The following is a 21,584-nucleotide window of genomic DNA, read 5'->3' on the forward strand; positions in this document are numbered from 1 at the left end:
GAGGTCGATAAGTGGCAAACAGCGACTACTACGCCACCCTCGGGGTGCGCCGTGACGCCAGTCAGGAAGAGATCAAGAAGGCCTACCGCAGGCTAGCCCGCGAACTCCATCCCGACGTCAATCCGGACCCCGCGACCCAGGAGCGGTTCAAGGAGATCACGCAGGCCTACGAGGTGCTGTCCGACGCCAACAAGCGTCAGATGTACGACCTGGGCGGCGACCCCTTCGGCGGCGCGGGCGCGGGCCAGGGAGCGGCCGGCTTCGGCGCGGGCTTCCCGTTCAGCGACATCATGGACGCCTTCTTCGGCACCGCTGGCGGCGCGCGCGGCCCCCGCTCGCGGGCCAGGAGAGGGCGCAACGCGACCATCCGCGTCGAGCTCGACCTGCGCGAGACCGCCTTCGGCACCACCCGCGAGCTGGTCGTCGACACGGCCGTGCTCTGCGAGGTCTGCCAGGGCGCGGGCGCCGCGTCCGGCACCCACCCCGACACCTGTGACATGTGCAACGGGCGTGGCGAGATCTCCCAGGTCACCCGGTCGTTCCTGGGCCAGGTCATGACCTCCAGGCCGTGCCCCCAGTGCGGCGGCTTCGGGACGATCATCCGCCACCCGTGCCAGGAGTGCTCCGGTGACGGCCGCGTGCGCACCCGCCGTACGATCAAGGTCCGCATCCCCGCGGGCGTCGAGGACGGCACGCACATCCAGCTCGCCGGCGAGGGCGAGGTCGGCCCCGGCGGCGGCCCGCCCGGAGACCTCTTCCTGGAGATCGTCGAGCGCCCGCACGAGATCTTCGAGCGGCGCGGCGACGACCTGCACTGCACGGTCCAGATCCCGATGACGGCCGCCGCGCTCGGCACCAACCTCGCCGTGGAGACGCTCGACGGCTCCGAGGAGGTCGACGTGCGGCCCGGCACGCAGTCGGGCCAGGTCATCACGATGTACGGCAGGGGCGTGCAGCGGCTCAACGAGACGGGCCGCGGCGACCTGCTCATCCACGTCAACGTGGAGACCCCGCTGCGGCTCGACCCGGCGCAGGAGGACCTGCTGCGCGAGCTGGCCAAGCAGCGTGGCGAGGAGCGGCCGCCCGGGAAGTTCGCCCCCGGGCAGCAGGGGTTCTTCTCGCGGCTGCGGGACGCCTTCAACGGCCGCTGAGCGGGAGGCGGTCAACGGCCGTTGACCCGTGACGGCACCAGGAGCTCGCCCGGGAGGGCCACCCGGGCGGTGATGCCGTGTGGCGGCGACTCGTCCAGCCACACGCGCACGCCGAGCCGCTCGGCCAGCCTGCCCACCACGTAGTGGCCGAGGTAGCGGGTGGGAGCGGCGAAGAAGCGCCGTTCGCCGCGGAGCCGGGCGTTCGCGGCGGCGCGCTCTCCCTCGGTCATCCCCACGCCCTGGTCGACGATCGCGATGTGGCACTCGCCCTCGCGGGTGCTGGCCCGGATCTCCACCTCGGTGTCGGGCGGCGAGCAGGTCAGCGCGTTGTCGACCAGCTCGGTCACCAGGTGCGCGATCTCGGCGACGGCCGTGCCCCTGAGCAGGGCGTCGTCCACCTCGCCCAGCACCGCGCGGCCCGACCCGGCCGCGCTCAGGGCCGAGCGGAGCACGTCGCGTACGGCGACGGGATCAGGCGGGCGGCGCGGACGGACGGCGGCGGGCCGGTGAGGCTCCTCGGCCGCGGGCTCCGCCGTGTCCGGGGCCTTCCCGGCCAGCCGGCGCGGCGCCGCGCGGGCGATCGTGGCAGGGACGGTGAGCAGGACGGTCAGCCGAGTCTTCAGCGCGCACGGCCAGCGCCGCGCGCGACGGGTGTTCCTGGACGGAACGGTCATCGCTCTTACCCCTCGTAGAGTGACCTCAGGAAGGTGCGATCTCGGCCAACCTTAATCGTTTCGTGATCCTATGGCTACTGAACGTGAAAATCTTTGGGGTGATCGCCGGTGACCGTGCCGGTATTCCTGGCCGACGGCCTCGCCGACCACACCGGGCCTGAGCTGGTCCTCGACGGTCCTGAAGGACGCCACGCGGCCTCGGTCCGGCGCCTGCGCGCCGGAGAGCGGATCGACCTGACGGACGGGGCGGGCACGGTCGCCGAGTGCGTGGTACGCGAGGCGCTGAAGGACGCGCTCAGACTCGACGTGCTGGGCCGCTACGAGGTGCCGCCGCCCGAGCCCAGGCTGGTCGTCGTCCAAGGGCTGCCCAAGGGCGACAGGGGCGAGCTGGCCGTCGAGATGATGACCGAGGCGGGCGTCGACGTGATCGTGCCCTGGGCGGCGGCTCGCAGCGTCACCCAGTGGAAGGGCGACAGGGCGGCCAAGTCGCTGGCCAAATGGCGTTCGACGGCCCGGGAGGCGGGCAAGCAGGCGCGCAGGTTCCACCTGCCGGAGGTGGCCGAGCCGGTGTCCACGGCCGGGGTCGAGGCGCTGCTCGGCGGCGCGGCGCTCGCTCTGGTGCTGCACGAGGAGGCCGCAGATCCGCTGTCGGGCGTGGCGCTGCCCGCCGGGGGCGACATCGTCGTCGTGGTGGGGCCCGAGGGGGGTGTCTCTGACGCGGAGCTGGCCGCGTTCAGGGCGGCGAAGGCGGTGCCCGTGCTGCTCGGTCCGACGGTGCTGCGTACCTCGACGGCGGGGGTGGCGGCGGCGGCCGTACTCATGGCGCGAACCGGACGCTGGTGAGTGAGGCCGCTTGACCGGCGCGAACCCGAGGCCGGCGAGCTCTCAGTCGCTCACGGTGTGGTGGCGAGGGGGGTGCCGCCGAGCGGGCTGGCGAAGGTGTTGGCCGTCGTGTCGATGTCGGTCGGCGGGCACTCCTCGACCGGGCAGGGCCCGCCGGGCGTGCTCGTGTCCGAGAGCGTCGGCGTGGGCGTGGGCGTCGGAGTGGGCGTCTCCTCGTCCGTGGGGCAGTCCTTCGGCGGCTGCTCCTCGGTGGGGGTCGGGCACTTGGGGGTCGGTGTCGCCTTGGGCGTCGGCTTGCTGGTGGACCTGGCGGTCTCCGAGGCGGGCAACGGCGCGGAGGTGATCGGGGCGGGCACCACGGCGGGCGGATCGTCCGGCGGCGGGGTCGGCTTCGGCGAGGCCGGCCGGCTGGTCGAGGAGTTGGCCGGCGGCTTGGACCTGGTGTCTCTGACCGGCTCGATGGTGTCCTGCTGCATGACCTTGTGGCGCAGCTCGGGGACGACCATCACGATCGTGCCCGCCACCAGCAGCGCGCTGGCGGCGGCGGCGCCGGCTCGCCACCAGAACAGGTTACGCACCCCGCGCCGCTCGATGCGGGCGCGGATGATCTCCAGTCCTTCCGGCGAGGGCACGACCGTGTCCGCCTCCGCGCGGAGCACACGGCGCAGGACGTCGCCGTACTCGTCGGGGGACTGGGTCATGACATTTTCTCCAGGACGGATCGCAAGGCGGCCATGCCACGAGCTGTGTGGCTCTTGACCGCGCCCTTGCTGATGCCCATGGCGTGGGCGATCTCAGCCTCGGACAGATCACCGTAGTAGCGAAGGACGAGTGCCTCTCTCTGACGTGTTGGCAGGGACCTTAGCGCTTCGATGACGGCGGTGCGTTCGAGCTCGCCGATCGCGCCGTTCTCGGCGCTCGGAGCATCGGGCAGGCCCTTGGGCGCGTATTTCTCGACGACCGCGCGGTGACGCAGCACGGAACGGGACCGGTTGACGACGGATTGCCGCAGGTAGGCAAGTGCTTTGTCGGGATCGCGCAGTCTACGCCAGGCGCCATGGATGGCGACGAACGTGTCCTGCACGACTTCTTCCGCGGTTGCCATGTCTCGCACCAGCAACACGGCGAGACGCACTAATGACCGAAAGTGCGCACTGTAAAGCGCGGTCACGGCCATGTCGGCGTCCCACCCGACCGGCACCGCCCCCAGCGACCTGTCGGCCAAGAGGGTTTCGGTGGTCACATCATTGGGACGCGCGGCCTTCCCGGAGGGTTTACGCTCTTGCGGTTCCTTAGAGGGCATTAGCCAGTCGTGTCCTCGCCAGGTGGCTTCGCCCGACCCTGAATCGTCTTGTTTTTCGGCAGTCTCGCACACTAACCCTAACCGCGAGGATCTTCGGACGCACGGCACGGCGGATTACCGATTCGCAACAGAGACAGCAGATTCCGTCCGATCTAGGATCGAGGGAGAATGCGGCGCCCCCAGTCACCCCGCAGAGCCGCCCCGGCCGCTCGGAGCGAGCGGTTGAAGGACGTGGCTGCCATCGTGACGCCGCTTTGGGCCTTCCTGGGGGCGGTGGCGGCGCCACTGCTGGGCGGCGGGGCGGTCGGGCGCGTGGTGTTCGCCGTGGCCTGCGTGGTGATCATGGTCCTGACCGTTCTCGTGGTGGTGGTCCTGCTCGGCGCCCGGCTCGGCCCCGTCGGGACCGCTGTCGCGTGGCTCGGCACCCTGCTGCGGGCGTTCTTCGGCGGGGTGTGGCGGCTGATCGTGTTCGTCGCCCTGCTGGTCAGGGCCGCCGTCGAGTGGGCGAGCCGGCGTACCGGGCCCCTGGCGGCCGGGGCGCTCGGGTTCGTCGCGGGGGTGCTCGCGGTGGCGCTCGTCCTGCAGGGCGGGCCGCTCGTGCGGATCGGACTGGGCTGGGTGCTCTCCAGCCCCTGTGGCCAGCCGCTGGAGCTGCGGGTGCTCACCTCCGCCGAGAACGTGGCCGCCCTCCAGGCGGCCGGCCGCCGCTACGCCGACGAGAGCGCCGACCTGCGCGGCTGCCCGCGCGTGCGGTTCTCCGTGACCCCGCAGCCGCCGCTCGCCACCATGTCCCAGGCCGCCAACAAGGAGTGGAACGACCCCGCCTCCTGGAACAGCAGCACCTACCGCGCGCTGATCGCGGTCCACCCCGACATCTGGATCCCCTCCAGCGCGGCCACCGAGGAATATCTCCGGCAGGCGTTCGCCAACCTGGGCCAGGTCACGTTCGACCGGATGTCCCCGGTGGCCACCTCCGCGCTGCTGGTCGCGTTCACGCCCGCGCTGGAGGCGCGGCTGGGCACGCAGCCCTCGCCCACGGACCTGGCCGGGCTGCGGGCCTGGCTGGAGAGCGTCGGGGCGCCCCTGGTCAGGCCGCGCGCCGACCTGTCGGAGATCGGGCTCATCGCCAGCGCCGGACTCTACGGCGCCTCCAAGGACGCCTCCAAGGACAGCTCCAAGGACATCGCCGACGAGATCGCCTACACCCCGCCGAACCTCCCGCTCTCCGACGCCGCCAGCCTCCTCTGCTACGCCCGCGACCGCTTCGACACCGTCAAGGAATCGCTCGCCATGATCGTGCCGGAGCACCTCGTCTACGCGGTCAACAACCACCAGGACCTGGGCGCCTGCGCTCCGGGGCGGCAGACGGCCGGCCTGTCCTGGCACCGGCTCGACGGACTGCCCACCCTCAGCTACCGCTATGTCCGGCTGAAGTGGGCCGACCAGTGGAACGACGCGCGCGAGCGGGCGGCGATCGACTTCCACGACTGGCTCGCCCAGGACAGGCTCGCCCCCTACGGCTACCGCGACTCGGCGGGCGTGTCCGACCGCAAGGAGCCCATGCCCCTCGGCAGGGAGCTCGACTCGGGGCGGGCCGACAGCGTCGAACCGGCCACCGTCGAACCGGCCCGGCTGATCGACCGCCTCGGCAAGGCGCACCCCGAGACGTCCTTCCTGCTGCTGGTCGACGCGTCGGGCTCGATGGGCAGCCCGATCACGGGCGGCACCGCGCTGCAGAGGGCCAGCTCGGGGGCCAGTACCCTGCTCAGGCGGCTGCGCGACGGCCGCGACAGGGTCCGGCTGGCCACCTTCTCCGACTCCGGCGGGCTCGGCGAGACCCTGGCGACGGGCCCGGCTCAGGTGGCCGGACGGCTGGGGACGCTGGCCGTACACGGGCGCGACGCTCCGCTCGGGGACGTGCTGGCGCAGGCAGCCCCCCTGCTCGCGGACACCCCCAACCCGGTCGTGGTCATGCTGACCGACGGCGCTCACGAGGCGGGCGACCTCGGTCGGACGGTGGCCGCCCTGCGGAAGGTGAAAGGGCTGAGGGTACGGCTGCTGCTCACCGGGGAGCAGCGGTGCGACGCGGACCACATCGAGCGGTTGGTCAAGGCCGCCGGCGAGGCCGTCAAGTGCGCGCCCATCAGCCGGGCCGAGGCCGCGACGCCGTACCAGGACCAGGTCGACGAGGTCGACAAGGAGCTGACGGAGTTGTGGCGGGAGAGCCCGTGACCGTGCGGCGATGGCGGGCGGCGGCCGTGGGCGCGGCGGCGGGAGCGCTGCTCACGCTCGGCGTGGTCGGCGTCAAGGAGCGGCCGGCGCCGGCGGAGCAGTGCGTGGACGACGACGTGATCAGGGTCGCCACCGGCGATGACGTGAGCGTCGGAGGCGCGCGCAGGGAGCTGATCCGCCGCTGGAAGGGCCCGCTCGTCCAGATGATCGAGATCTCCCGGGTGGCCGACCTCAAGCGCGACGAGATGCTGGCCGCCGCCCAGGCCGACCCGTGCCAGGCCTACGACCTGCTGATCATCGACATGGCCTCGACGGCCGAGTTCGCCGCCGCCGGCCTGCTCAGCGAGATCCGGCCCGAGGACGTCCCCTCGGGTCTGGTACGCCAGGCGCGCGAGAGCGGTCAGTGGGACGGCAAGCAGTACGCGCTGCCGTTCGCGGTGGACGTGGGGCTGCTGTACCGCAGGGCCGACCTGCCGGAGCCGGCGAGCTGGGACCAGCTCTGGCCCGCCGCCCGCCAGGCGGGGGCCACCTACCGCCGCGGCGGGTACCTGGCGCAGCTCGCCGACTTCGAGGGCCGGACCGTGGGGCTGCTCGAACTGCTCCGCGCCTATGGCGCCACCGTGGTGGACGGCGACGGCGAGATCGTGCTCGACCGGGCGCCCAACGACCGGCGGGCGCTCACCGCGCTGCGGTGGATGCGGCAGTGGCAGAGCGACCAGACGCTGGGGGACTCCTGGAAGGACAAGGAGGCCGAAAGCCTGGCCACCTTCGCCGACGGGGGCGCCGGATACCTTCGGCACTGGCCGTACGCGGATCTGCAGCTGATCACCGACGGCAGGATGCCGTTCAAGCTGTCCAAGCTGCCCGGCCCGGCGACGCTCGGTGGTTCGAACCTCGCGATCACCGCCAGATCCACCAAGTACGACAGCGTCCTCAAGTTCGTGAAATACCTCCTCCAGCCGGACAACCAGCGGCAGCTGTTCGCCTGCGGTGGTTACGCCCCGGTCGTCGAGGCCGCCTACGAGGACGTGGCCGTCTGCCCCGAGGCCGACGCGCGCGAGACCGGCACCCCGCCGACGCGCGACGACCTCCGGCGACTGGCCTCCGCGATCAAGGAGTCACTGCCGACGGCCACGCGGCCAAAGCTGGAGCACTACACCCGGTTCAGCGAGGTGTTCAGGGCGTGCGTGACGAAGTACCTCTTCGCCGCGGAGGAGCCGACCCTTCACGACATCGGGATCATCGCCGACGAACTGGAGGTGGCGAAGCTGGGAAGGACCGAGGAGGGCGAGCCCTGTGGGTAGGGTGCTGCCTGTGACCGACTGCCTCTTCTGCAAGATCGTGGCCAAGGAGATCCCGGCCGAGATCGTCCTCGAGAACGACCGGGCGCTGGCCTTCCGCGACATCAACCCGCAGGCGCCCACGCACGTGCTGGTCATCCCCAAGGAGCACCACGCCGACGCGGCCGCCCTGGCCCAGGCCGACGACGGTCTGGCCGACGACGTGCTCAAGACCGCGCACGCCGTGGCCGTGCAGGAGGGCGTGGCCGAGCGCGGCTACCGGGTGGTCTTCAACACCGGGCCGGGCGCCGGGCAGACGGTCTTCCACGTGCACGCCCACGTGCTCGGCGGGCGTGATCTGCGGTGGCCGCCCGGCTGATCCGGCGTGGTGATATTGGCGCGAGCAATCAGCCTGGTCCCGGCTACGATGGGCGGAGAAGTACATCCGAACAGACCGGGAGGCATCAGGCCGCTGGCCTGCCCATGTCCGAACTACATGAATCCCGAAGAACGGCACCTCCCTCGCGCACTCAAGCCAAGGTGCTGATACCGGACGAATACCCAATGGTCAGCCTCCTGGGCTCCCGTGATGAGCTGCTGCGCGTCATCGAGGGTGCGTTCAGGGCCGACATCCACGTGCGTGGCAACGAGATCACCGTCACCGGCAGCCCTGACGAGAGCGGCGCCGTGGTGCGCCTGTTCGAGGAGCTGGTCGAGGTGCTGCGCAATGGCGGCGAGCTGACCGCCGACGCGGTCGAGCGGAGCATCGCGATGCTGCGCATGACGTCCGACCGCCCGGCCGAGGTGTTGTCGCTCGACATCCTGTCCTCACGCGGCCGGACGATCCGGCCCAAGACCGTCAACCAGAAGCGCTACGTCGACGCCATCGACCAGCACACGGTCGTGTTCGGCATCGGCCCCGCGGGCACCGGCAAGACCTACCTCGCGATGGCCAAGGCCGTACGCGCGCTGCAGGAGAAGCGGGTCAACCGCATCATCCTGACGCGGCCGGCCGTCGAGGCGGGGGAGCGGCTCGGCTTCCTGCCGGGCACGCTCTACGAGAAGATCGACCCCTACCTGCGCCCCCTGTACGACGCGCTGCACGACATGGTCGACCCCGACTCGATCCCGAAGCTGATGGCGGCGGGCACGATCGAGGTGGCACCGCTGGCGTACATGCGCGGCCGTACCCTCAACGACGCCTTCATCATCCTCGACGAGGCGCAAAACTCCTCGGCCGAGCAGATGAAGATGTTCCTGACCAGGCTCGGCTTCAATTCCAAGATCGTGGTGACCGGTGACGTGACGCAGGTCGACCTGCCCTCGGGCACGGTCAGCGGCCTGCGGGTGGTCCAGGAGATCCTCGACGGCATCCCCGACATCCACTTCTCGCGGCTGACCAGCGCCGACGTGGTCCGCCACAAGCTGGTGAGCGAGATCGTCGACGCCTACGGCCGCTACGACGCGCTTCAGGAGCCGAAGCAGATCCAGCATCGGGGGAAGCGACGTTGAGGAGAGAGACGTTGAGGACGGAGACGTTGAGGACGGAGACGTTGAGGACGGAGACGTTGAGGACAAAGACGTTGAGGACGGAGACGTTGAGGGATCGACGATGAGCATCGAGATCAACAACGAGTCGGGCGCCGAGGTCGGCGAGCAGGGGCTCGTCGAGCTGGCCACGCACGTGCTCGGCGAGATGGGCATCAACCCGCTCGCCGAGCTGTCGATCGTGGTGGTCGACGAGCGCACGATGGCCGAGCTGCACGAGAAGTGGATGGGCGAGCCGGGTCCGACCGACGTGCTCGCCTTCCCCATGGACGAGCTCCGACCGGGCGGCGGGGCGCGCGGCGACGCCGACACCGCCGCCGACCCGGCGCTGCTCGGCGACGTGGTGCTCTGCCCGCCGGTGGCCGCCCGGCAGGCGGAGGAGGCCGGTCACAGCGCGCAGGAGGAGCTGGAGCTGCTGTGCACGCACGGCATCCTCCACCTGCTCGGCTACGACCACGCCGAGCCTGAGGAGCACAAGGAGATGTTCGGCCTGCAGGCCCGGCTCCTCGAGTCGTGGCGGGAGGTGCGCAGCCCGCGGTGAACGCCTGGTTGCCTCTGGCCATCGCCCTCGTGGTGATCGGTGGCCTGATCGCCAGTGCGGAAACGGCACTGACGCGCATCTCCAGGGTGCGCGCGGAGGAGTTCGTGCGCGAGGGGCGGCGTGGCGCCCCGCGGCTGCGGGCCATCGTCAACGACCCGCCGCGCTATCTCAACCTGCTGCTCCTGCTCCGGCTGAGCTGCGAGCTGGTCGCCACGGTGATCGCGACGCTGCTGTTCATCGACCTGATGCACGACCAGGGCTGGGCGTACGTGTGCGCGGCCGCCGTCATGATCGTGGTCAGCTACGTGATCGTCGGCGTCTCACCCCGCACCCTGGGCCGCCAGCACGCCGAGCCGATCGCGCTGGCCAGCGCCCCCATCGTCTATGGCCTGACCAGGATCTTCGGCCCGCTGCCCAAGCTGCTCATCCTGCTCGGCAACGCGCTGACCCCCGGCAAGGGGTTCCGCGACGGCCCGTTCACCTCCGAGGCGGAACTGCGCGACCTGGTCGACCTGGCCGAGGAACGACGGATGATCGAGCCCGACGAGCGGGAGATGATCCACTCGGTCTTCGAGCTGGGTGACACCCTCGTGCGCGAGGTCATGGTGCCGCGCACCGACATGGTCTTCATCGAGCGGGGCAAGACGCTCAGCCAGGCGCTCTCGCTGGCGCTGCGCAGCGGCTTCTCCCGCATCCCCGTCGTGGGCGAGAACGAGGACGACGTCATCGGCATCGCCTACCTCAAGGACGTCACCCGCAGGGTGCACGAGTCGGACTCGGGGGAGGACGGCGGCGAGGAGAAGGTCGAGTCGATCATGCGCCCGGCCACCTACGTCCCCGAGAGCAAGCCGATCGACCAGCTCCTGCGCGAGATGCAGGCCAGGCAGATCCACCTGGCCATCGTCATCGACGAGTACGGCGGGACGGCCGGCCTGGTCACGATCGAGGACGTGCTCGAGGAGATCGTGGGCGAGATCGCCGACGAATACGACCGGGAGGCTCCCCGCGTCGAGACCATGCCCGACGGCGGGCTCCGGGTGACGGCCCGGATGCCGGTCGACGAGCTCGCCGAGCTGTTCCACACCGAGATCGAGGTCGACGACGTCGAGACCGTCGGCGGGCTGCTCGCCCACGCGCTGGGCCGGGTGCCGATCGCGGGCTCCGAGGCGGAGATGGCCGGGCTCCGGCTGACGGCCGAGAGCCTCGCCGGGCGCCGTAACCGGATCAGCACCGTGGTCGTCCGCAGGGTGGTCCCGCAGGAGGGCGATGTCGTATCCGCCGCCGCCGAGCACGACTGACAGCTCACTGACCGTTTTGCGATGGATGTGGCAAGTGTTCTACAAGTCTGTTGCAAGCGGCGTACGACAGCCTTAATCCCGACACCCCAGTGCGGTGGGTGTCACTGGGGAAGCATCCGAACGCCGGGTGGGGTTCGCGGCGGGAGGATGCCCCTGGGGGGGACGACAACGTCTCGGTCTGCTAGCCGATCGTGACGTTGCTCGGCGTAAAGGGGGTTCTCGTCCGGTAAGCCGGACGAGAACCCCCTTTTAGCGTTTGGGGCTTTGTTGGTGACTCCGGTGGATTTTCGTATTCGTCGCGTGGGGACGTTGTGAACCGGGGGGAATCATGGAACGCGGGATCATCGTCCTGGCCATCATGGGCGGGCTGCTCGCCGGATGCGGCGGCGGGCCGGCCGAGAGTTACGTCGACGTCCAGGCCATGGCCCGGCTGCGCGAGGTGCTGAACAAGGATCCGCAGTTGCCCGACGGCTTCTCCGCGCGGTCCGAGGAGCCGTGGCGGGTGCCGTTCGCCCCGGCGGACCACAACTGCCGGACCGCGCTGGACCCGGCGGCGGGCCGGGCGCCCGCGCGGGCGCTGACGGCGCAGGCGGCGGCCAGCTTCGAGGGGGACGAACTGGGCGAGGTGGCCGGGGTGGGCCTGGCGCGCTACGCCGGCTCGGAGGCGGAGGGGCGCATCGAGGAGCTGACCGACGCGCTGGAGGCCTGCCGGGCGGTGCGGGCGGGCGGCGGCACCCGGCTGCGGCTGACGATGCTGCCGGTCGAGGACGTGGGAGACGAGGCGGTGGGCGCGGAGCTGCGCGGGCGGCTGAACGGCTACCCGTACGCGCTGGACGTGATGCTCGCCCGCTCGGGTGACACGCTGGTGTCCGTCGTGCACACGGGCATCGCCAAGGTGGATCCGGAACGTACCCGGCAGGTGCTCAGCGCAGCCGTTGGGATGGTCAGTGCTTAACCTGTCGGGATGGGCAGCGCTTAGCCGGTCAGGACGGGCAGCGCCTAACCTAGAGCTCGTGACTCTCGATCCAGAAGACAGCAAGATCATTACGCTCGCGCGGGCGGCCAGGGCGCGCAACGGCTCGGCCGAAGGCGCCGCCGTACGTGATGAGACCGGGCGCACCTACTCCGCCACGAACGTCGCGCTCTCCTCCCTCACGCTCTCCGCCGTACAGGTGGCGGTCGCCACGGCCATCTCCAGCGGCGCGCAGACGCTGGAGGCGGCGGCGCTGGTCACGGCGGGCGACGGGCCGAGCGCCGAGGACGCGGCGGTGGCCGCCGAGCTGGGCGTCAAGGCGCTGCTGGTGGCCGGGCCCGACGGCACGCTGAGGGGCTGACGTGGCGATTTCGCCCCATCTGGCCGGGGTACGCGCCAAGGTCGGCTCCGATCTGCTGATGCTTCCGTCGGTCTGCGGCTTCGTGTTCGACTCCGCGGGCAGGGCGCTCATGGCGCGTCACGGCGACGTGGGCCTCTGGGCGGCGCCCGGCGGCGGCGTCGACCCCGACGAACGCCCCGAGGACGCCCTGGTCAGAGAGCTCCAGGAAGAACTCCGCATAGACGTCGCGCCGCGCGGCCTGATCGGTGTGTACGGCGGGCCCGAATTCCGCACCGTCTACCCCAACGGGCACCAGTGCGCGTACGTCATCGCCGTGTACGCCTGCGTCATCGAGGCGGGCACGCCCACCCCCGACGGCGAGGAGATCACCGACGCCCGATGGGCGACCGAGACGGAGATCACCGGCCTGACCACGACCGCCTGGATGCCGTTGGTGCTGCCCGACGCGTTTGCCTGGTGGCGTCGACAGGGCGTTTGATAGGCCACAATGCACTATGTGACTTCGCCAGACAGCCATCGCGCCGGATTCGCCTGCTTCGTTGGGAGGCCGAACGTCGGCAAGTCCACGCTGATGAACGCCCTGGTCGGCACGAAAGTGGCGATCACCTCGTCCAAGCCGCAGACGACCCGGCGCGTCATCAGGGGCATCGTGCACCGGCCCGAGGCCCAGATCGTCATCGTCGACACGCCCGGCCTGCACCGCCCCCGCACCCTGCTCGGCGAGCGGCTCGACAGCCTCGTACTGTCCACGCTGACCGAGGTCGACGTGATCGGCTTCTGTGTCCCCGCCAACGAGCCCATCGGCAAGGGTGACCGTTTCATCGCCGACAAGCTCTCGGCCGTGAAGAAGACCCCTGTCGTCGCCGTGCTCACCAAGTGCGACCTGGCCTCCAAAGAGCAGATCGCGCAGCAGCTCCTGGCGCTGTCGCAGGTGGCGGAGTTCGCGGCGATCGTCCCGGTGTCGGCGCAGTCGGGTGACCAGCTCGACGTGCTGGCCGAGGTGCTGATCGAGCACCTGCCGGAGTCGCCGCCGCTCTACCCGGGCGGGCAGCTCACCGACGAGCCCGAGCAGGTGCTGGTGGGGGAGCTGATCAGGGAGGCGGCGCTCGAAGGGGTACGCGACGAGCTGCCGCACTCGATCGCCGTGGTGGTCGACGAGATGATGCCGCGCGAAGGGCGGGATGATCTGCTCGACATCTACGCGCACATGTTCGTCGAACGGCCGTCGCAGAAGGCGATCGTGATCGGGCACAAGGGCGAACGCCTGCGTGACGTCGGGACGCGGGCGCGCGGGCAGATCGAGGCGCTGCTGGGCACTCGGGTCTATCTCGACCTGCGGATCAGCGTGGCCAAGGACTGGCAGCGCGACCCCAAGCAGCTGCGCCGCCTGGGCTTCTACGACTGACGGAGCCTTTACGGCTGACGGAGCCTTTACGGCCGGCGGCCGCGGACCAGCGACAGGACGGCGAGGGCGACCGCTGCGAGGGCACAGGCCAGCGCGGCGAACCAGCCGTAACGGATCCCCGGCTCGATCGACAGGAACCCGAGGTCGACGGAGACCCCGTTGCCGACACCGGGCGGATCGACCACGAACCTCACCAGCACGATCGTCGCCAGCGCCCCCGGGATGACGGCCAGCGCGGCCACCCGGGGCCGCCCGAACAGGCCCGCGACCCCGAGCGCCAGCGTGGCGAGCCCGGCGACGAGCGCGTAGACGCCAAGACTGTCGTCGATGCCCCGTATGTCGTTGGACACGCCGCCGATGGCACCGAGCCTGGCCTCGATCCCCGTCCACGGCAGGAACGCGCAGAACACCAGCAGCGCCCCGGCCACCGCGATGACGAACGCGTAGCCGCGCCGCGCCTTGGGCTTCGCGGGGCTCGCTGAGAGAGAGTCGGCCACTCGATCACCTTAGGTCGGGCGCGCGGCTCCTGCCAGGCTACCGAGGGCTATACCCTCACCCCACTCCAGACGCCGGCGCAACGCGACGGCATCGGTGGCCAGCGCGGACACCAGCACACCTGGCCCGGCCAGCGGTAACACAGCCACGCCTTCCGCGACCACGGCCTCTGAGGCGGCTTCCGACGGGGTGACCACGGGCGGGGTGGCCGGGGGCGGGGTGATCAGGGTGGTGCCGATGCAGCGGGCGTCGCCGTAGACGGCGGGGGAGGCGTCGATGGCCGGGCCGCCGACGGTGTACTCCTGCCTGAGCAAAGGGCGGCCGTCGTACGTGGCGTCGAAGCGGGCGTGGCAGCGGCCCGGCGCCTCGCCGTACCGGCCGAAGACGATCTCCTCGCGCCAGAACGCGCGCGCGCCCGCCGCCAGCGTCAGCCGTACCACCAGGCGGTGGGCGCATCCGGCGGCCAGGACCGTCGGCTGGGGCGCGAAGCGGAGTGCGGCGCCCGCCCCGACGCGCGCGGAGATCGCCATGACGGATTCGCCGGAGCCGGGCAGCACCAGCGTGCCGGCCACCGAGCCGACCTCGAGGGAGGTGCCGGGTGCGATGTCGAGGTCGAGGTCGAGCCGGTCGCCGCCGAGCGGGCCGGCCGCCGTGGAGACCAGGTACACGGTCTGGGGACCCGTCTGCCGCAAGGTCAGGGGCGGCATCGAGCTCAACCGGCTGATGACCGTCCGGCCACCGGCCAGGGAGGTCGCGACGGCCGCCCGAGCCCGCATCGCCCGCCGCCCGATGTCCGTCTGGGCCCGCTGCTCGACGGCCGCGAGGGTGTTCGCCCACGTGCCCTCCTGCGCGTCTGACGAGGTATCTGACGCTGTCTCCGGCGAGCCCGTGTCAGTCATAGGGCGACGGCCTTCATGCCGCTGAGACGGGCTCGTGGGGCCAGGAAAGGGCCTGTTCGGAGACCCAGGCCGCCACGGCCGACGCCGAGGGGTCCTGTCGGATCGAGGTGAAAAGTACTGGTCTGTCGCCGCGGACCGCCGCCGCGTCGCGGGCCATCACATCCAGGTCGGCGTCCACCAGCGGCGCCAGGTCGATTTTGTTGATCACCAACAGGTCGGCGGAGGTCACTCCCGGCCCGCCCTTGCGGGGCACCTTGTCGCCGCCGGACACGTCGAGGACGAAGATCTGCCGGTCGGCCAGCCCGCGGCTGAACGTCGCCGTCAGGTTGTCCCCGCCACTCTCCACGATCACCAGGTCCAGCGGGCCGAACCGGTCCTCCAGGGTCTCCACGGCGTCGAGGTTCGCGGCGATGTCGTCGCGGATGGCGGTGTGGGGGCAGCAGCCGGTCTCGACGGCGAGGATGCGTTCCTGATCGAGCACCCCGGCCCGGCGCAGGAAGTCGGCGTCCTCGGTCGTGTAGATGTCGTTGGTCACCACACCCAGCCGCAGGGAGCCGCCGAGCGTGCGGCACAGGGCGGCGACCAGGGCCGTCTTGCCGCTGCCCACCGGCCCGCCCACGCCGAGGCGGAGCGCTCTGCCGTGGTGGGCGGGCGCGTGGTGATGGTCGTCGTGGTTGGCGCCCATGGCGTGTCCTTCCTAGGAGACGAACAGTCTGACCTTGGCGCCCGCGTGCCGCTCGGCCAGCAGGTCCAGGGCGGGGGCGGATCGGGCGGGCAGCTCGGCCCACGGGCGGCTGTACGGCGTGGCGTCGGAAGCCGTGGTGGCGAGGTCCGGGGTCAGGTCGGCGAGCAGGCCGTGGACCGCGACCGGGTCCAGGCCGAGCAGGCGGACCGCCGCCGTGGCCGGGCCGGTGATCGCGTGGTAGGCCGCCGCCAGGGCGGCGTCCTCGGGCGACGCTCCCGCCGCGTGCGCCGCCGCGCCGAGCGCGATGGGGTGATGGGGATTCGGTACGGCCAGCGCCAGGTCGTCGAGCGCGCCGGGGCAGCGAAGATCCGGTCCGGCCGTCAGGTCGTCGAGTGTGGGCGACGGCCACAGGCGGCGGGCCACCCGCAGGAGCAGCCTGCCCTGGGTCCTGGAGGCGGCCCTCTGGGCGGGCGAGGCGGTCCGGGCGTCGGCCTCCGCGTCCAGGAGGATCCACAACGCGCCCAGCGCCTCCGACCGGGTCGGGGACGTGCCGAGCGCCTCCGCCCGAGACGCGCCCAGCGCCTCTGGCCAGGGCTGCGCGCAAGCCCCCGTACGCGAGCTCTCCTCGCCCAAGGCGCAGGCGGCGGCCGCGAGGGCGGCGGCGACGTGCCCGGACGTGTGGAGGCGGCCCCTCAGGAAGGCGGCCAGGGACGCCAGGTCGTGGACCGTGCCCGTGGCGATCGCCTGTTCGGTGCCGCCCGAGTGGGCGTGGCCCCCGGCCGGGAGCCGGGAGTCCGTGAGGAGCAGGAGGGCGGGGTTCACGGCCATCAGAACAGGAAGTAGCGCTGGGTCATCGGGAGCGTCTCGGCGGGCGCGGGTTCGATCAGGTCGCCGTCCACGCGTACCTCGAACGTGTCCGGAGCCACCTCGATCCGGGGCAGCGCGTCGTTGAGCGGCATCGCGTCCTTGCCCCGCCCCCGTACGTCCGCCACGGCGACCAGGCGGCGGCGGACCGCCAGGCGGCCGGCGAGGCCCGCGTCGAGGGCGAGGGGCGAGACGAAGTGCAGCGAGGTGGCGGCGGCCGTGGCCGGGGCGGCGCCGAACATCGGGCGGGGCAGCACCGGCTGCGGCGTGGGGATGGAGGCGTTCGCGTCGCCCATCTGGGCCCAGGCCACCACGCCGCCCTTGAGCACCAGCGTGGGCTTGACGCCGAAGAACGCCGGGTCCCAGAGGACGAGGTCGGCGAGCTTGCCGCGTTCGACGGAGCCGAGTTCGGCGTCGAGGCCGTGGGCGATGGCCGGGCAGATCGTATATTTCGCGATGTAGCGGCGGGCGCGGAGATTGTCAGCCGGGCCGCCCAGAGCGCCGCGGCGGCGCTTCATGACGTGCGCCGTCTGCCACGTGCGGATGATCGTCTCGCCGACGCGGCCCATCGCCTGCGAGTCGGAGCCGATCATCGAGATCGCCCCCAGGTCGTGCAGGACGTCTTCGGCGGCCATCGTGGCAGGCCGGATGCGGGACTCGGCGAAGGCCAGGTCCTCGGGGATCGACGGGTTCAGGTGGTGGCAGACCATCAGCATGTCGAGGTGTTCGTCGAGCGTGTTGACGGTGTGGGGCCTGGTGGGGTTCGTGGAGGAGGGCAGGACGTTGGCGAACGACGCCATCCTGATGATGTCGGGCGCGTGCCCACCCCCCGCCCCTTCTGTGTGGTAGGCGTGGATCGTCCGGTCGCCGATGGCGGCCAGCGTCGACTCGACGAACCCGGCCTCGTTGAGGGTGTCGGTGTGGATCGTCACCTGTACGCCGTTCGCGTCGGCCACGGTCAGGCAGGCGTCGATCGCGGCCGGCGTGGAGCCCCAGTCCTCGTGCAGCTTGAATCCCGAGGCGCCCGCTTCGAGCTGTTCGAGCAGACCCTCGGCGCTCACCGTGTTGCCCTTGCCGAGCAGCGCGAAGTTGAGCGGGTAGGAGTCGAGCGACTCCAGCATCCTGGAGAGGTACCAGGTGCCGGTGACCGTGGTGGCCTTGGTGCCCTCGACCGGCCCGGTGCCGCCGCCGACGATCGTGGTGACGCCCGCCCCGATCGCCTCCTCGAGGATCTGCGGGCAGATGAGGTGGACATGGGAGTCGACGGCGCCCGCCGTGAGGATCTTGCCGTTGCCGCTGAGGATCTCGGTGGACGGGCCGATGACGATGTCGACCCCGTCCATGGTGTCCGGATTGCCGGCCTTGCCGATGCCGGAGATCCGGCCGCCGGTGACGCCGACGTCGGCCTTGACCACGCCCCAGTGGTCGAGGATCACCGCGCCCGTGATGACCAGGTCGGGCGCGCCCTCGGCCCGGGTCGTCCTGGCCTGGCCCATCGACTCGCGGATCACCTTGCCGCCGCCGAACACCGCCTCGTCCCCGGCCCCCGCCGGCCCCACGGACAGGTCCTCGGTGACCTCGACGAACAGGTCCGTGTCGGCCAGCCTGATGCGGTCGCCCGTCGTGGGGCCGTACAGGGCGGCGTATCGAGCGCGGGAGATGTCAGCCATCGAGGGGGCCCGCCCATTCCGGTCGCAGGCCGGGCACCACACGGCGCCCGGCGATCGGCACCAGGGTCACGTCGCGCTCGACGCCCGGCTCGAACCTGATCGCGGTGCCCGCGGGCACGTCGAGCCGCATCCCCCAGGCGGCGTCGCGGTCGAAGGCCAGCCCGGGGTTGGCGGCGGCGAAGTGGTAGTGCGACCCGACCTGGACCGGCCGGTCGGCGGTGTTGACGACCCGGACCGTCACCCTCGGCCGTCCCGGATTGAGCGGGATGTCGTCGGCGGGGTGCCGAAATTCGCCCGGGATCACCGGTCCGTCCTGCGCGCGGCGATCAGCCTCGTCAGCGGCAGCTACGGGGTCGGTCTCGTCAGCGGTGACGGGGTCGCCCTCGTCGGCGGTCACGGGATCGGCCGATGCACGGTGACCAGCTTGGTACCGTCGGGAAAGGTCGCCTCGATCTGGACGGAGTCCAGCATCTCGGGCACCCCCTCCATGACGTCGTCCCGCCCGAGCACCGAGCGTCCGGCGTCCATCAGATCGGCCACGGTCCGTCCGTCCCTGGCCCCCTCCATCAGGAACGACGCGATGACCGCGGTAGCCTCTGGGTGGTTGAGCCGCAGGCCCCTGGCCTGACGCTGCCGCGCCACCCCGGCGGCGACGTGGATGAGCAGGCGCTCCTGCTCGTGTGGGGTAAGCCGCATGGCCCGGACCCTAGGAACCGGCCGTTTCCGCGATGTTGCCGGGGGATGTCGAGTCGGTTTCCGGTCTGCCCACCCGCCTCATCCCACCATGGGAAGCGCTTGGGACCGGCCCAGATCGTCCTCCAGCGCCTCGAAGACCGCCAGCGCCGACCCCGCCAGCTCCCTGGCCCGCTCCGCCGCGCCCTCCGCCTGGTTCACCCGGGCCAGGGCCAGCAGGGCGTACGCGTCGAGCAGCTGGTCGCCGAGCCGTACGGCGATCCCTCTGGCCGTCTCGGCGGCCGTCCTGGCGTCGGGGACCGCGTGCTGCGCCAGCCGTACCGAGGACAGATCCAGGAGCGTGTCGGCCTGCCGGTAGCGGTCGCCGAGCGCGGCGAGGTGGGCGGCGGCGGCCTGGAGGCGGTCCGCGGCCTCGTCGAGGCGGCCCGCGCGGTGCAGGACCACGCCCAGGACACGCAGCGCTTCGGCGGCGTCGCGATCGTTCTCCGCCGCCTTCAGGCAACCGAGCAGGGCGCGCTCGGCCTCGGGCAGCCGGTCGCGTTCGAGGTGGACGCGGCCGAGGCGCCGCCTGGTCTGGTTGACGTCGCGGGTGCGCCCCTCGCGCAGGAACATGCCGAGCGCCAGCCTGAGCCGCTCGTGCGCCGGGTCCCACTCCCGCTCGGCCAGGTGCAGGTCGCCCAGGTCGCGCAGGATCAGCGCCTCGCCCATGGCGTCGCCGGCGCGCCGCGCCGACTCCAGCGCCGCCGCCGTGACGTGGCGCCAGTCGTCGAGGAAGCGGTGGCGTTCGAGGTACGGCCCGAGCAGGTGGGCGAGCCGGTGGCAGCCGTCGTCGAGGCCCGCCTGATGAAGGTCGGAGACCAGGCCGACCAGGAAGGCCCGCTCGGCTTCGAGCCACTTGACCGACTCCCTGATGTCCCTGGTCGCCACGAGGGTGGCCGGATCGCCGGAGACCAGCGAGAACCGCGAGAACCGTACCCTGGCCAGGACCACCTCCATCAGCTGTACGAGCGCGGCGGGCGCGGCCTGACTCCCTTGCTCGCGGGCGAACAGGCGGGTCAGGTCGTGCAGCCGGTAGCGCACCTGCCCGGCCACGTCGACCACGTGCGTCTCCAGCAGTCCGGCGTCGACCAGCGCCTCGGCCTGCCCGCCGAACAGCTCCGCCACCCAGTCCGCGAAGTCCGGCGCCGACAGCGCGCCGAGCCCGCGCAGCGTGGCCTTGGCGGGCTCGGGCAGGCCGTCGTAGCCGATGGCGAGCACGCTGCGCACGGCCTGGTCGCCGGAGCGCAGCCCGTCGAGCCGCTCGTGCTCGTCCTCCAGCAGGCCGACGAGGTAGTCGGCGGTCCAGCCCGGCCGGGCGGCCAGCCGGGACCCGGCGATGCGCAAGGCGATCGGCAGCCCGCCGCAGAACCTGGCCAGCCTGCCCAGCGCCTCGTCGGCCGGCCGGCCGGAGGTGCGGACGAGCAGGTCGAGCGCGTCGGCCTCGCCGAGCACGCCCACGGACACGCGGGTCGCGCCGGACAGCCCGCCGAGGGAGGAGCGGCTGGTGACGACCGTGGGGCAGGACGTCAGCAGCGGCCGCACCTGGCTCTCGGACGACGCGTTGTCCAGCAGGACCAGCAGCCGGCGGTTGGCCGCGTACGTACGGAAAAGTCGCTCTCGTGCCTCGAGCGAGGCGGGGACGGCCTGGGCCGGGCAGCCCAGCCAGCGCAGGAAGTCCTCGAGCACCGCCGCGGGCGCCGTCGTCTCGCGCAGGTCGGCGTAGAGGATCCCGTCGGGGAAGCGCTCGCGCTCGCGCCAGGCGGCGTGCACGGCCAGCGCCGACTTGCCCGCGCCCGCCTGCCCGTGGACGACGACCTGCCCGCCCACTACCAGCTCGAGGAGGTCGGCACGCCCGGTGAACCCGGCCACGTCGTGCGGCAGCAGCACCGGCGGCCCCGCCGAGACGTGCAGCGACACGTCGTCGTGCAGCATGCGGTGGTAGAGCAGCTGCAGATCGGAGTCGGGCTCGATCGCGTGGCCGTCGTCGAGCGCCTCGCGTAACGCCGCGTACGCGTCGAGGGCCTCCGCGCGCCGCCCGCTCCGGTAGAGCGCGAGCATGTACTGGCCTCGGAAGCGCTGCCAGAGCGGATGCTGCTCGGCCAGCCGCCGCAGCTCCGACAGCAGCTCGCGGTGGCGGCCGGCGTCGAGGTCGAGCTGCACCCGGCGTTCCAGGGCGAGCAGCCGCAGCTCCTCCAGCTCCTCGCGCAGCCGCCGGGTCTCCACCCAGCGTTCCCCGTCGGGGTCGAGGTCTTCGAGCGCCGGTCCGCGCCACAGGGCCAGCGCCTCCTGGTACGAGCCCCGCTCCACCAGCGACCTGAAGCGGTCGACGTCGAGCTGCTCCTCACCGATGGCCAGCGTGTACGTGCCGGACACCGTGGTGATCACGTCCTTGCCGATGAGCTGGCGCAGCTGCCCGACATAGCCCCGGACCAGGGAGTCGGACCGGTCGCCGCCCTCGCGCGGCCACAGCAGCGCGCGCAGCCGTCCCACGGTGAGCGGGCGGCGCGCGTTGAGCACGAACATCGCCAGCAGGTCGCGGTGCTTGGGCGCGGTCGGCGTACGGTCGTCGTCGCCGTCGCGCACTTCCAGCGGACCCATGATGCGAAATTCCACGCGGCCTTCCTCAGCAG

23 protein-coding genes are annotated in these 21,584 nt (G+C 71.8%); 12 read left to right on the forward strand and 11 right to left on the reverse strand.

The window, feature by feature from the left end; all coding sequences use genetic code 11:
• The first annotated feature begins 11 nt into the window (after positions 1 to 11).
• On the forward strand, positions 12 to 1,151 hold the full coding sequence (gene dnaJ / locus LDL49_RS10310) for a molecular chaperone DnaJ (protein WP_225290742.1): 1,140 nt from the start codon (positions 12 to 14) through the stop codon (positions 1,149 to 1,151).
• 11 nt (positions 1,152 to 1,162) lie between these two features.
• Here dnaJ and LDL49_RS10315 read toward each other — a convergent pair whose 3' ends face one another.
• Positions 1,163 to 1,825, reverse strand: coding sequence for a sensor histidine kinase (locus LDL49_RS10315; protein WP_225290743.1), 663 nt, complete (start codon positions 1,823 to 1,825; stop codon positions 1,163 to 1,165).
• 108 nt (positions 1,826 to 1,933) lie between these two features.
• Here LDL49_RS10315 and LDL49_RS10320 point away from each other — a divergent pair, with 108 nt between their 5' ends.
• Positions 1,934 to 2,668 carry a 16S rRNA (uracil(1498)-N(3))-methyltransferase gene (locus LDL49_RS10320; RefSeq protein WP_225290744.1) on the forward strand — a complete coding sequence of 245 codons (735 nt, stop codon included), beginning with the start codon at positions 1,934 to 1,936 and terminating at the stop codon, positions 2,666 to 2,668.
• 50 nt (positions 2,669 to 2,718) lie between these two features.
• On the opposite strand, the gene LDL49_RS10325 is transcribed toward LDL49_RS10320, so the two are convergent.
• Together LDL49_RS10325 and LDL49_RS10330 are read right to left on the reverse strand one after the other, a co-directional pair.
• Positions 2,719 to 3,369 carry a hypothetical protein gene (locus LDL49_RS10325; protein ID WP_225290745.1) on the reverse strand — a complete coding sequence of 217 codons (651 nt, stop codon included), beginning with the start codon at positions 3,367 to 3,369 and terminating at the stop codon, positions 2,719 to 2,721.
• Positions 3,366 to 3,845, reverse strand: coding sequence for a SigE family RNA polymerase sigma factor (locus LDL49_RS10330; protein WP_214638568.1), 480 nt, complete (start codon positions 3,843 to 3,845; stop codon positions 3,366 to 3,368). The genes LDL49_RS10325 and LDL49_RS10330 overlap by 4 nt, the downstream gene beginning before the upstream one ends.
• Positions 3,846 to 4,214: 369 nt before the next feature.
• On the opposite strand from LDL49_RS10330, the gene LDL49_RS58290 reads away from it, so the two are divergent.
• The 10 genes from LDL49_RS58290 (at position 4,215) to era (ending at position 13,609) form a co-directional block, all read left to right on the forward strand.
• Positions 4,215 to 6,203: a VWA domain-containing protein gene (locus tag LDL49_RS58290; protein ID WP_225290746.1), complete on the forward strand. Its 1,989-nt coding sequence runs from the start codon at positions 4,215 to 4,217 to the stop codon at positions 6,201 to 6,203.
• The gene (locus tag LDL49_RS10340; RefSeq protein WP_225290747.1) at positions 6,200 to 7,507 is read left to right on the forward strand and encodes an extracellular solute-binding protein; all 1,308 of its coding nucleotides are present in this window, start codon (positions 6,200 to 6,202) and stop codon (positions 7,505 to 7,507) included. Before LDL49_RS58290 ends, LDL49_RS10340 begins: the two co-directional genes overlap by 4 nt.
• A 4-nt stretch (positions 7,508 to 7,511) precedes the next feature.
• Positions 7,512 to 7,862 carry a histidine triad nucleotide-binding protein gene (locus tag LDL49_RS10345; RefSeq protein ID WP_225291013.1) on the forward strand — a complete coding sequence of 117 codons (351 nt, stop codon included), beginning with the start codon at positions 7,512 to 7,514 and terminating at the stop codon, positions 7,860 to 7,862.
• 104 nt (positions 7,863 to 7,966) lie between these two features.
• Positions 7,967 to 8,995: a PhoH family protein gene (locus LDL49_RS10350; protein WP_225290748.1), complete on the forward strand. Its 1,029-nt coding sequence runs from the start codon at positions 7,967 to 7,969 to the stop codon at positions 8,993 to 8,995.
• A 100-nt stretch (positions 8,996 to 9,095) separates the two neighbouring features.
• A complete protein-coding gene (gene ybeY / locus LDL49_RS10355) occupies positions 9,096 to 9,572 on the forward strand; it encodes an rRNA maturation RNase YbeY (protein WP_225290749.1) in 477 nt (158 codons plus the stop codon).
• Positions 9,569 to 10,870: a hemolysin family protein gene (locus LDL49_RS10360; RefSeq protein ID WP_225290750.1), complete on the forward strand. Its 1,302-nt coding sequence runs from the start codon at positions 9,569 to 9,571 to the stop codon at positions 10,868 to 10,870. Before ybeY ends, LDL49_RS10360 begins: the two co-directional genes overlap by 4 nt.
• Positions 10,871 to 11,198: 328 nt before the next feature.
• Positions 11,199 to 11,825: a hypothetical protein gene (locus LDL49_RS10365; RefSeq protein ID WP_225290751.1), complete on the forward strand. Its 627-nt coding sequence runs from the start codon at positions 11,199 to 11,201 to the stop codon at positions 11,823 to 11,825.
• 58 nt (positions 11,826 to 11,883) lie between these two features.
• Entirely contained in the window at positions 11,884 to 12,204 is a 321-nt protein-coding gene (locus LDL49_RS10370) for a cytidine deaminase-like protein (protein WP_225290752.1), read from the forward strand.
• A 1-nt stretch (position 12,205) separates the two neighbouring features.
• Entirely contained in the window at positions 12,206 to 12,682 is a 477-nt protein-coding gene (locus LDL49_RS10375) for an NUDIX domain-containing protein (protein WP_308016102.1), read from the forward strand.
• An 18-nt stretch (positions 12,683 to 12,700) separates the two neighbouring features.
• The gene (era, locus tag LDL49_RS10380; protein ID WP_225290753.1) at positions 12,701 to 13,609 is read left to right on the forward strand and encodes a GTPase Era; all 909 of its coding nucleotides are present in this window, start codon (positions 12,701 to 12,703) and stop codon (positions 13,607 to 13,609) included.
• A 26-nt stretch (positions 13,610 to 13,635) separates the two neighbouring features.
• On the opposite strand, the gene LDL49_RS10385 is transcribed toward era, so the two are convergent.
• The 8 genes from LDL49_RS10385 to LDL49_RS10420 form a co-directional block, all read right to left on the reverse strand.
• Positions 13,636 to 14,106 (reverse strand): hypothetical protein, encoded by a 471-nt coding sequence (locus LDL49_RS10385; RefSeq protein WP_225290754.1) that lies wholly within the window; start codon positions 14,104 to 14,106, stop codon positions 13,636 to 13,638.
• Between the two features lie 9 nt (positions 14,107 to 14,115).
• Complete coding sequence (locus tag LDL49_RS10390; protein WP_225290755.1) at positions 14,116 to 15,003, reverse strand: urease accessory protein UreD; 888 nt, start codon at positions 15,001 to 15,003, stop codon at positions 14,116 to 14,118.
• A 13-nt stretch (positions 15,004 to 15,016) separates the two neighbouring features.
• Complete coding sequence (gene ureG, locus LDL49_RS10395; RefSeq protein WP_225290756.1) at positions 15,017 to 15,688, reverse strand: urease accessory protein UreG; 672 nt, start codon at positions 15,686 to 15,688, stop codon at positions 15,017 to 15,019.
• 12 nt (positions 15,689 to 15,700) lie between these two features.
• The gene (locus LDL49_RS10400) at positions 15,701 to 16,516 is read right to left on the reverse strand and encodes an urease accessory protein UreF (protein WP_225290757.1); all 816 of its coding nucleotides are present in this window, start codon (positions 16,514 to 16,516) and stop codon (positions 15,701 to 15,703) included.
• Positions 16,516 to 18,222 (reverse strand): urease subunit alpha, encoded by a 1,707-nt coding sequence (locus tag LDL49_RS10405; RefSeq protein WP_225290758.1) that lies wholly within the window; start codon positions 18,220 to 18,222, stop codon positions 16,516 to 16,518. Before LDL49_RS10405 ends, LDL49_RS10400 begins: the two co-directional genes overlap by 1 nt.
• Positions 18,215 to 18,619: an urease subunit beta gene (locus LDL49_RS10410; RefSeq protein ID WP_308016103.1), complete on the reverse strand. Its 405-nt coding sequence runs from the start codon at positions 18,617 to 18,619 to the stop codon at positions 18,215 to 18,217. Before LDL49_RS10410 ends, LDL49_RS10405 begins: the two co-directional genes overlap by 8 nt.
• A complete protein-coding gene (locus tag LDL49_RS10415; RefSeq protein ID WP_225290759.1) occupies positions 18,616 to 18,918 on the reverse strand; it encodes an urease subunit gamma in 303 nt (100 codons plus the stop codon). Before LDL49_RS10415 ends, LDL49_RS10410 begins: the two co-directional genes overlap by 4 nt.
• Positions 18,919 to 18,996: 78 nt before the next feature.
• A complete protein-coding gene (locus tag LDL49_RS10420; RefSeq protein ID WP_225290760.1) occupies positions 18,997 to 21,567 on the reverse strand; it encodes an AfsR/SARP family transcriptional regulator in 2,571 nt (856 codons plus the stop codon).
• Positions 21,568 to 21,584 lie beyond the last annotated feature (17 nt).

The organism is Nonomuraea aurantiaca, assembly GCF_020215705.1.
Taxonomy (GTDB): domain Bacteria; phylum Actinomycetota; class Actinomycetes; order Streptosporangiales; family Streptosporangiaceae; genus Nonomuraea; species Nonomuraea aurantiaca.

What these genes read in the sequence shown, in the direction of transcription:
- LDL49_RS10365 (WP_225290751.1), top strand. Translation starts at nt 11,199, where the DNA reads ATGGAACGCGGGATCATCGTCCTGGCCATCATGGGCGGGCTGCTCGCC.
- LDL49_RS10405 (WP_225290758.1), bottom strand. Translation starts at nt 18,222, where the DNA reads ATGGCTGACATCTCCCGCGCTCGATACGCCGCCCTGTACGGCCCCACG.
- LDL49_RS10400 (WP_225290757.1), bottom strand. Translation starts at nt 16,516, where the DNA reads ATGGCCGTGAACCCCGCCCTCCTGCTCCTCACGGACTCCCGGCTCCCG.
- LDL49_RS10350 (WP_225290748.1), top strand. Translation starts at nt 7,967, where the DNA reads ATGTCCGAACTACATGAATCCCGAAGAACGGCACCTCCCTCGCGCACT.
- ybeY (WP_225290749.1), top strand. Translation starts at nt 9,096, where the DNA reads ATGAGCATCGAGATCAACAACGAGTCGGGCGCCGAGGTCGGCGAGCAG.
- LDL49_RS10315 (WP_225290743.1), bottom strand. Translation starts at nt 1,825, where the DNA reads ATGACCGTTCCGTCCAGGAACACCCGTCGCGCGCGGCGCTGGCCGTGC.
- LDL49_RS10415 (WP_225290759.1), bottom strand. Translation starts at nt 18,918, where the DNA reads ATGCGGCTTACCCCACACGAGCAGGAGCGCCTGCTCATCCACGTCGCC.
- LDL49_RS10390 (WP_225290755.1), bottom strand. Translation starts at nt 15,003, where the DNA reads ATGACTGACACGGGCTCGCCGGAGACAGCGTCAGATACCTCGTCAGAC.
- LDL49_RS10325 (WP_225290745.1), bottom strand. Translation starts at nt 3,369, where the DNA reads ATGACCCAGTCCCCCGACGAGTACGGCGACGTCCTGCGCCGTGTGCTC.
- ureG (WP_225290756.1), bottom strand. Translation starts at nt 15,688, where the DNA reads ATGGGCGCCAACCACGACGACCATCACCACGCGCCCGCCCACCACGGC.
- LDL49_RS10330 (WP_214638568.1), bottom strand. Translation starts at nt 3,845, where the DNA reads ATGGCCGTGACCGCGCTTTACAGTGCGCACTTTCGGTCATTAGTGCGT.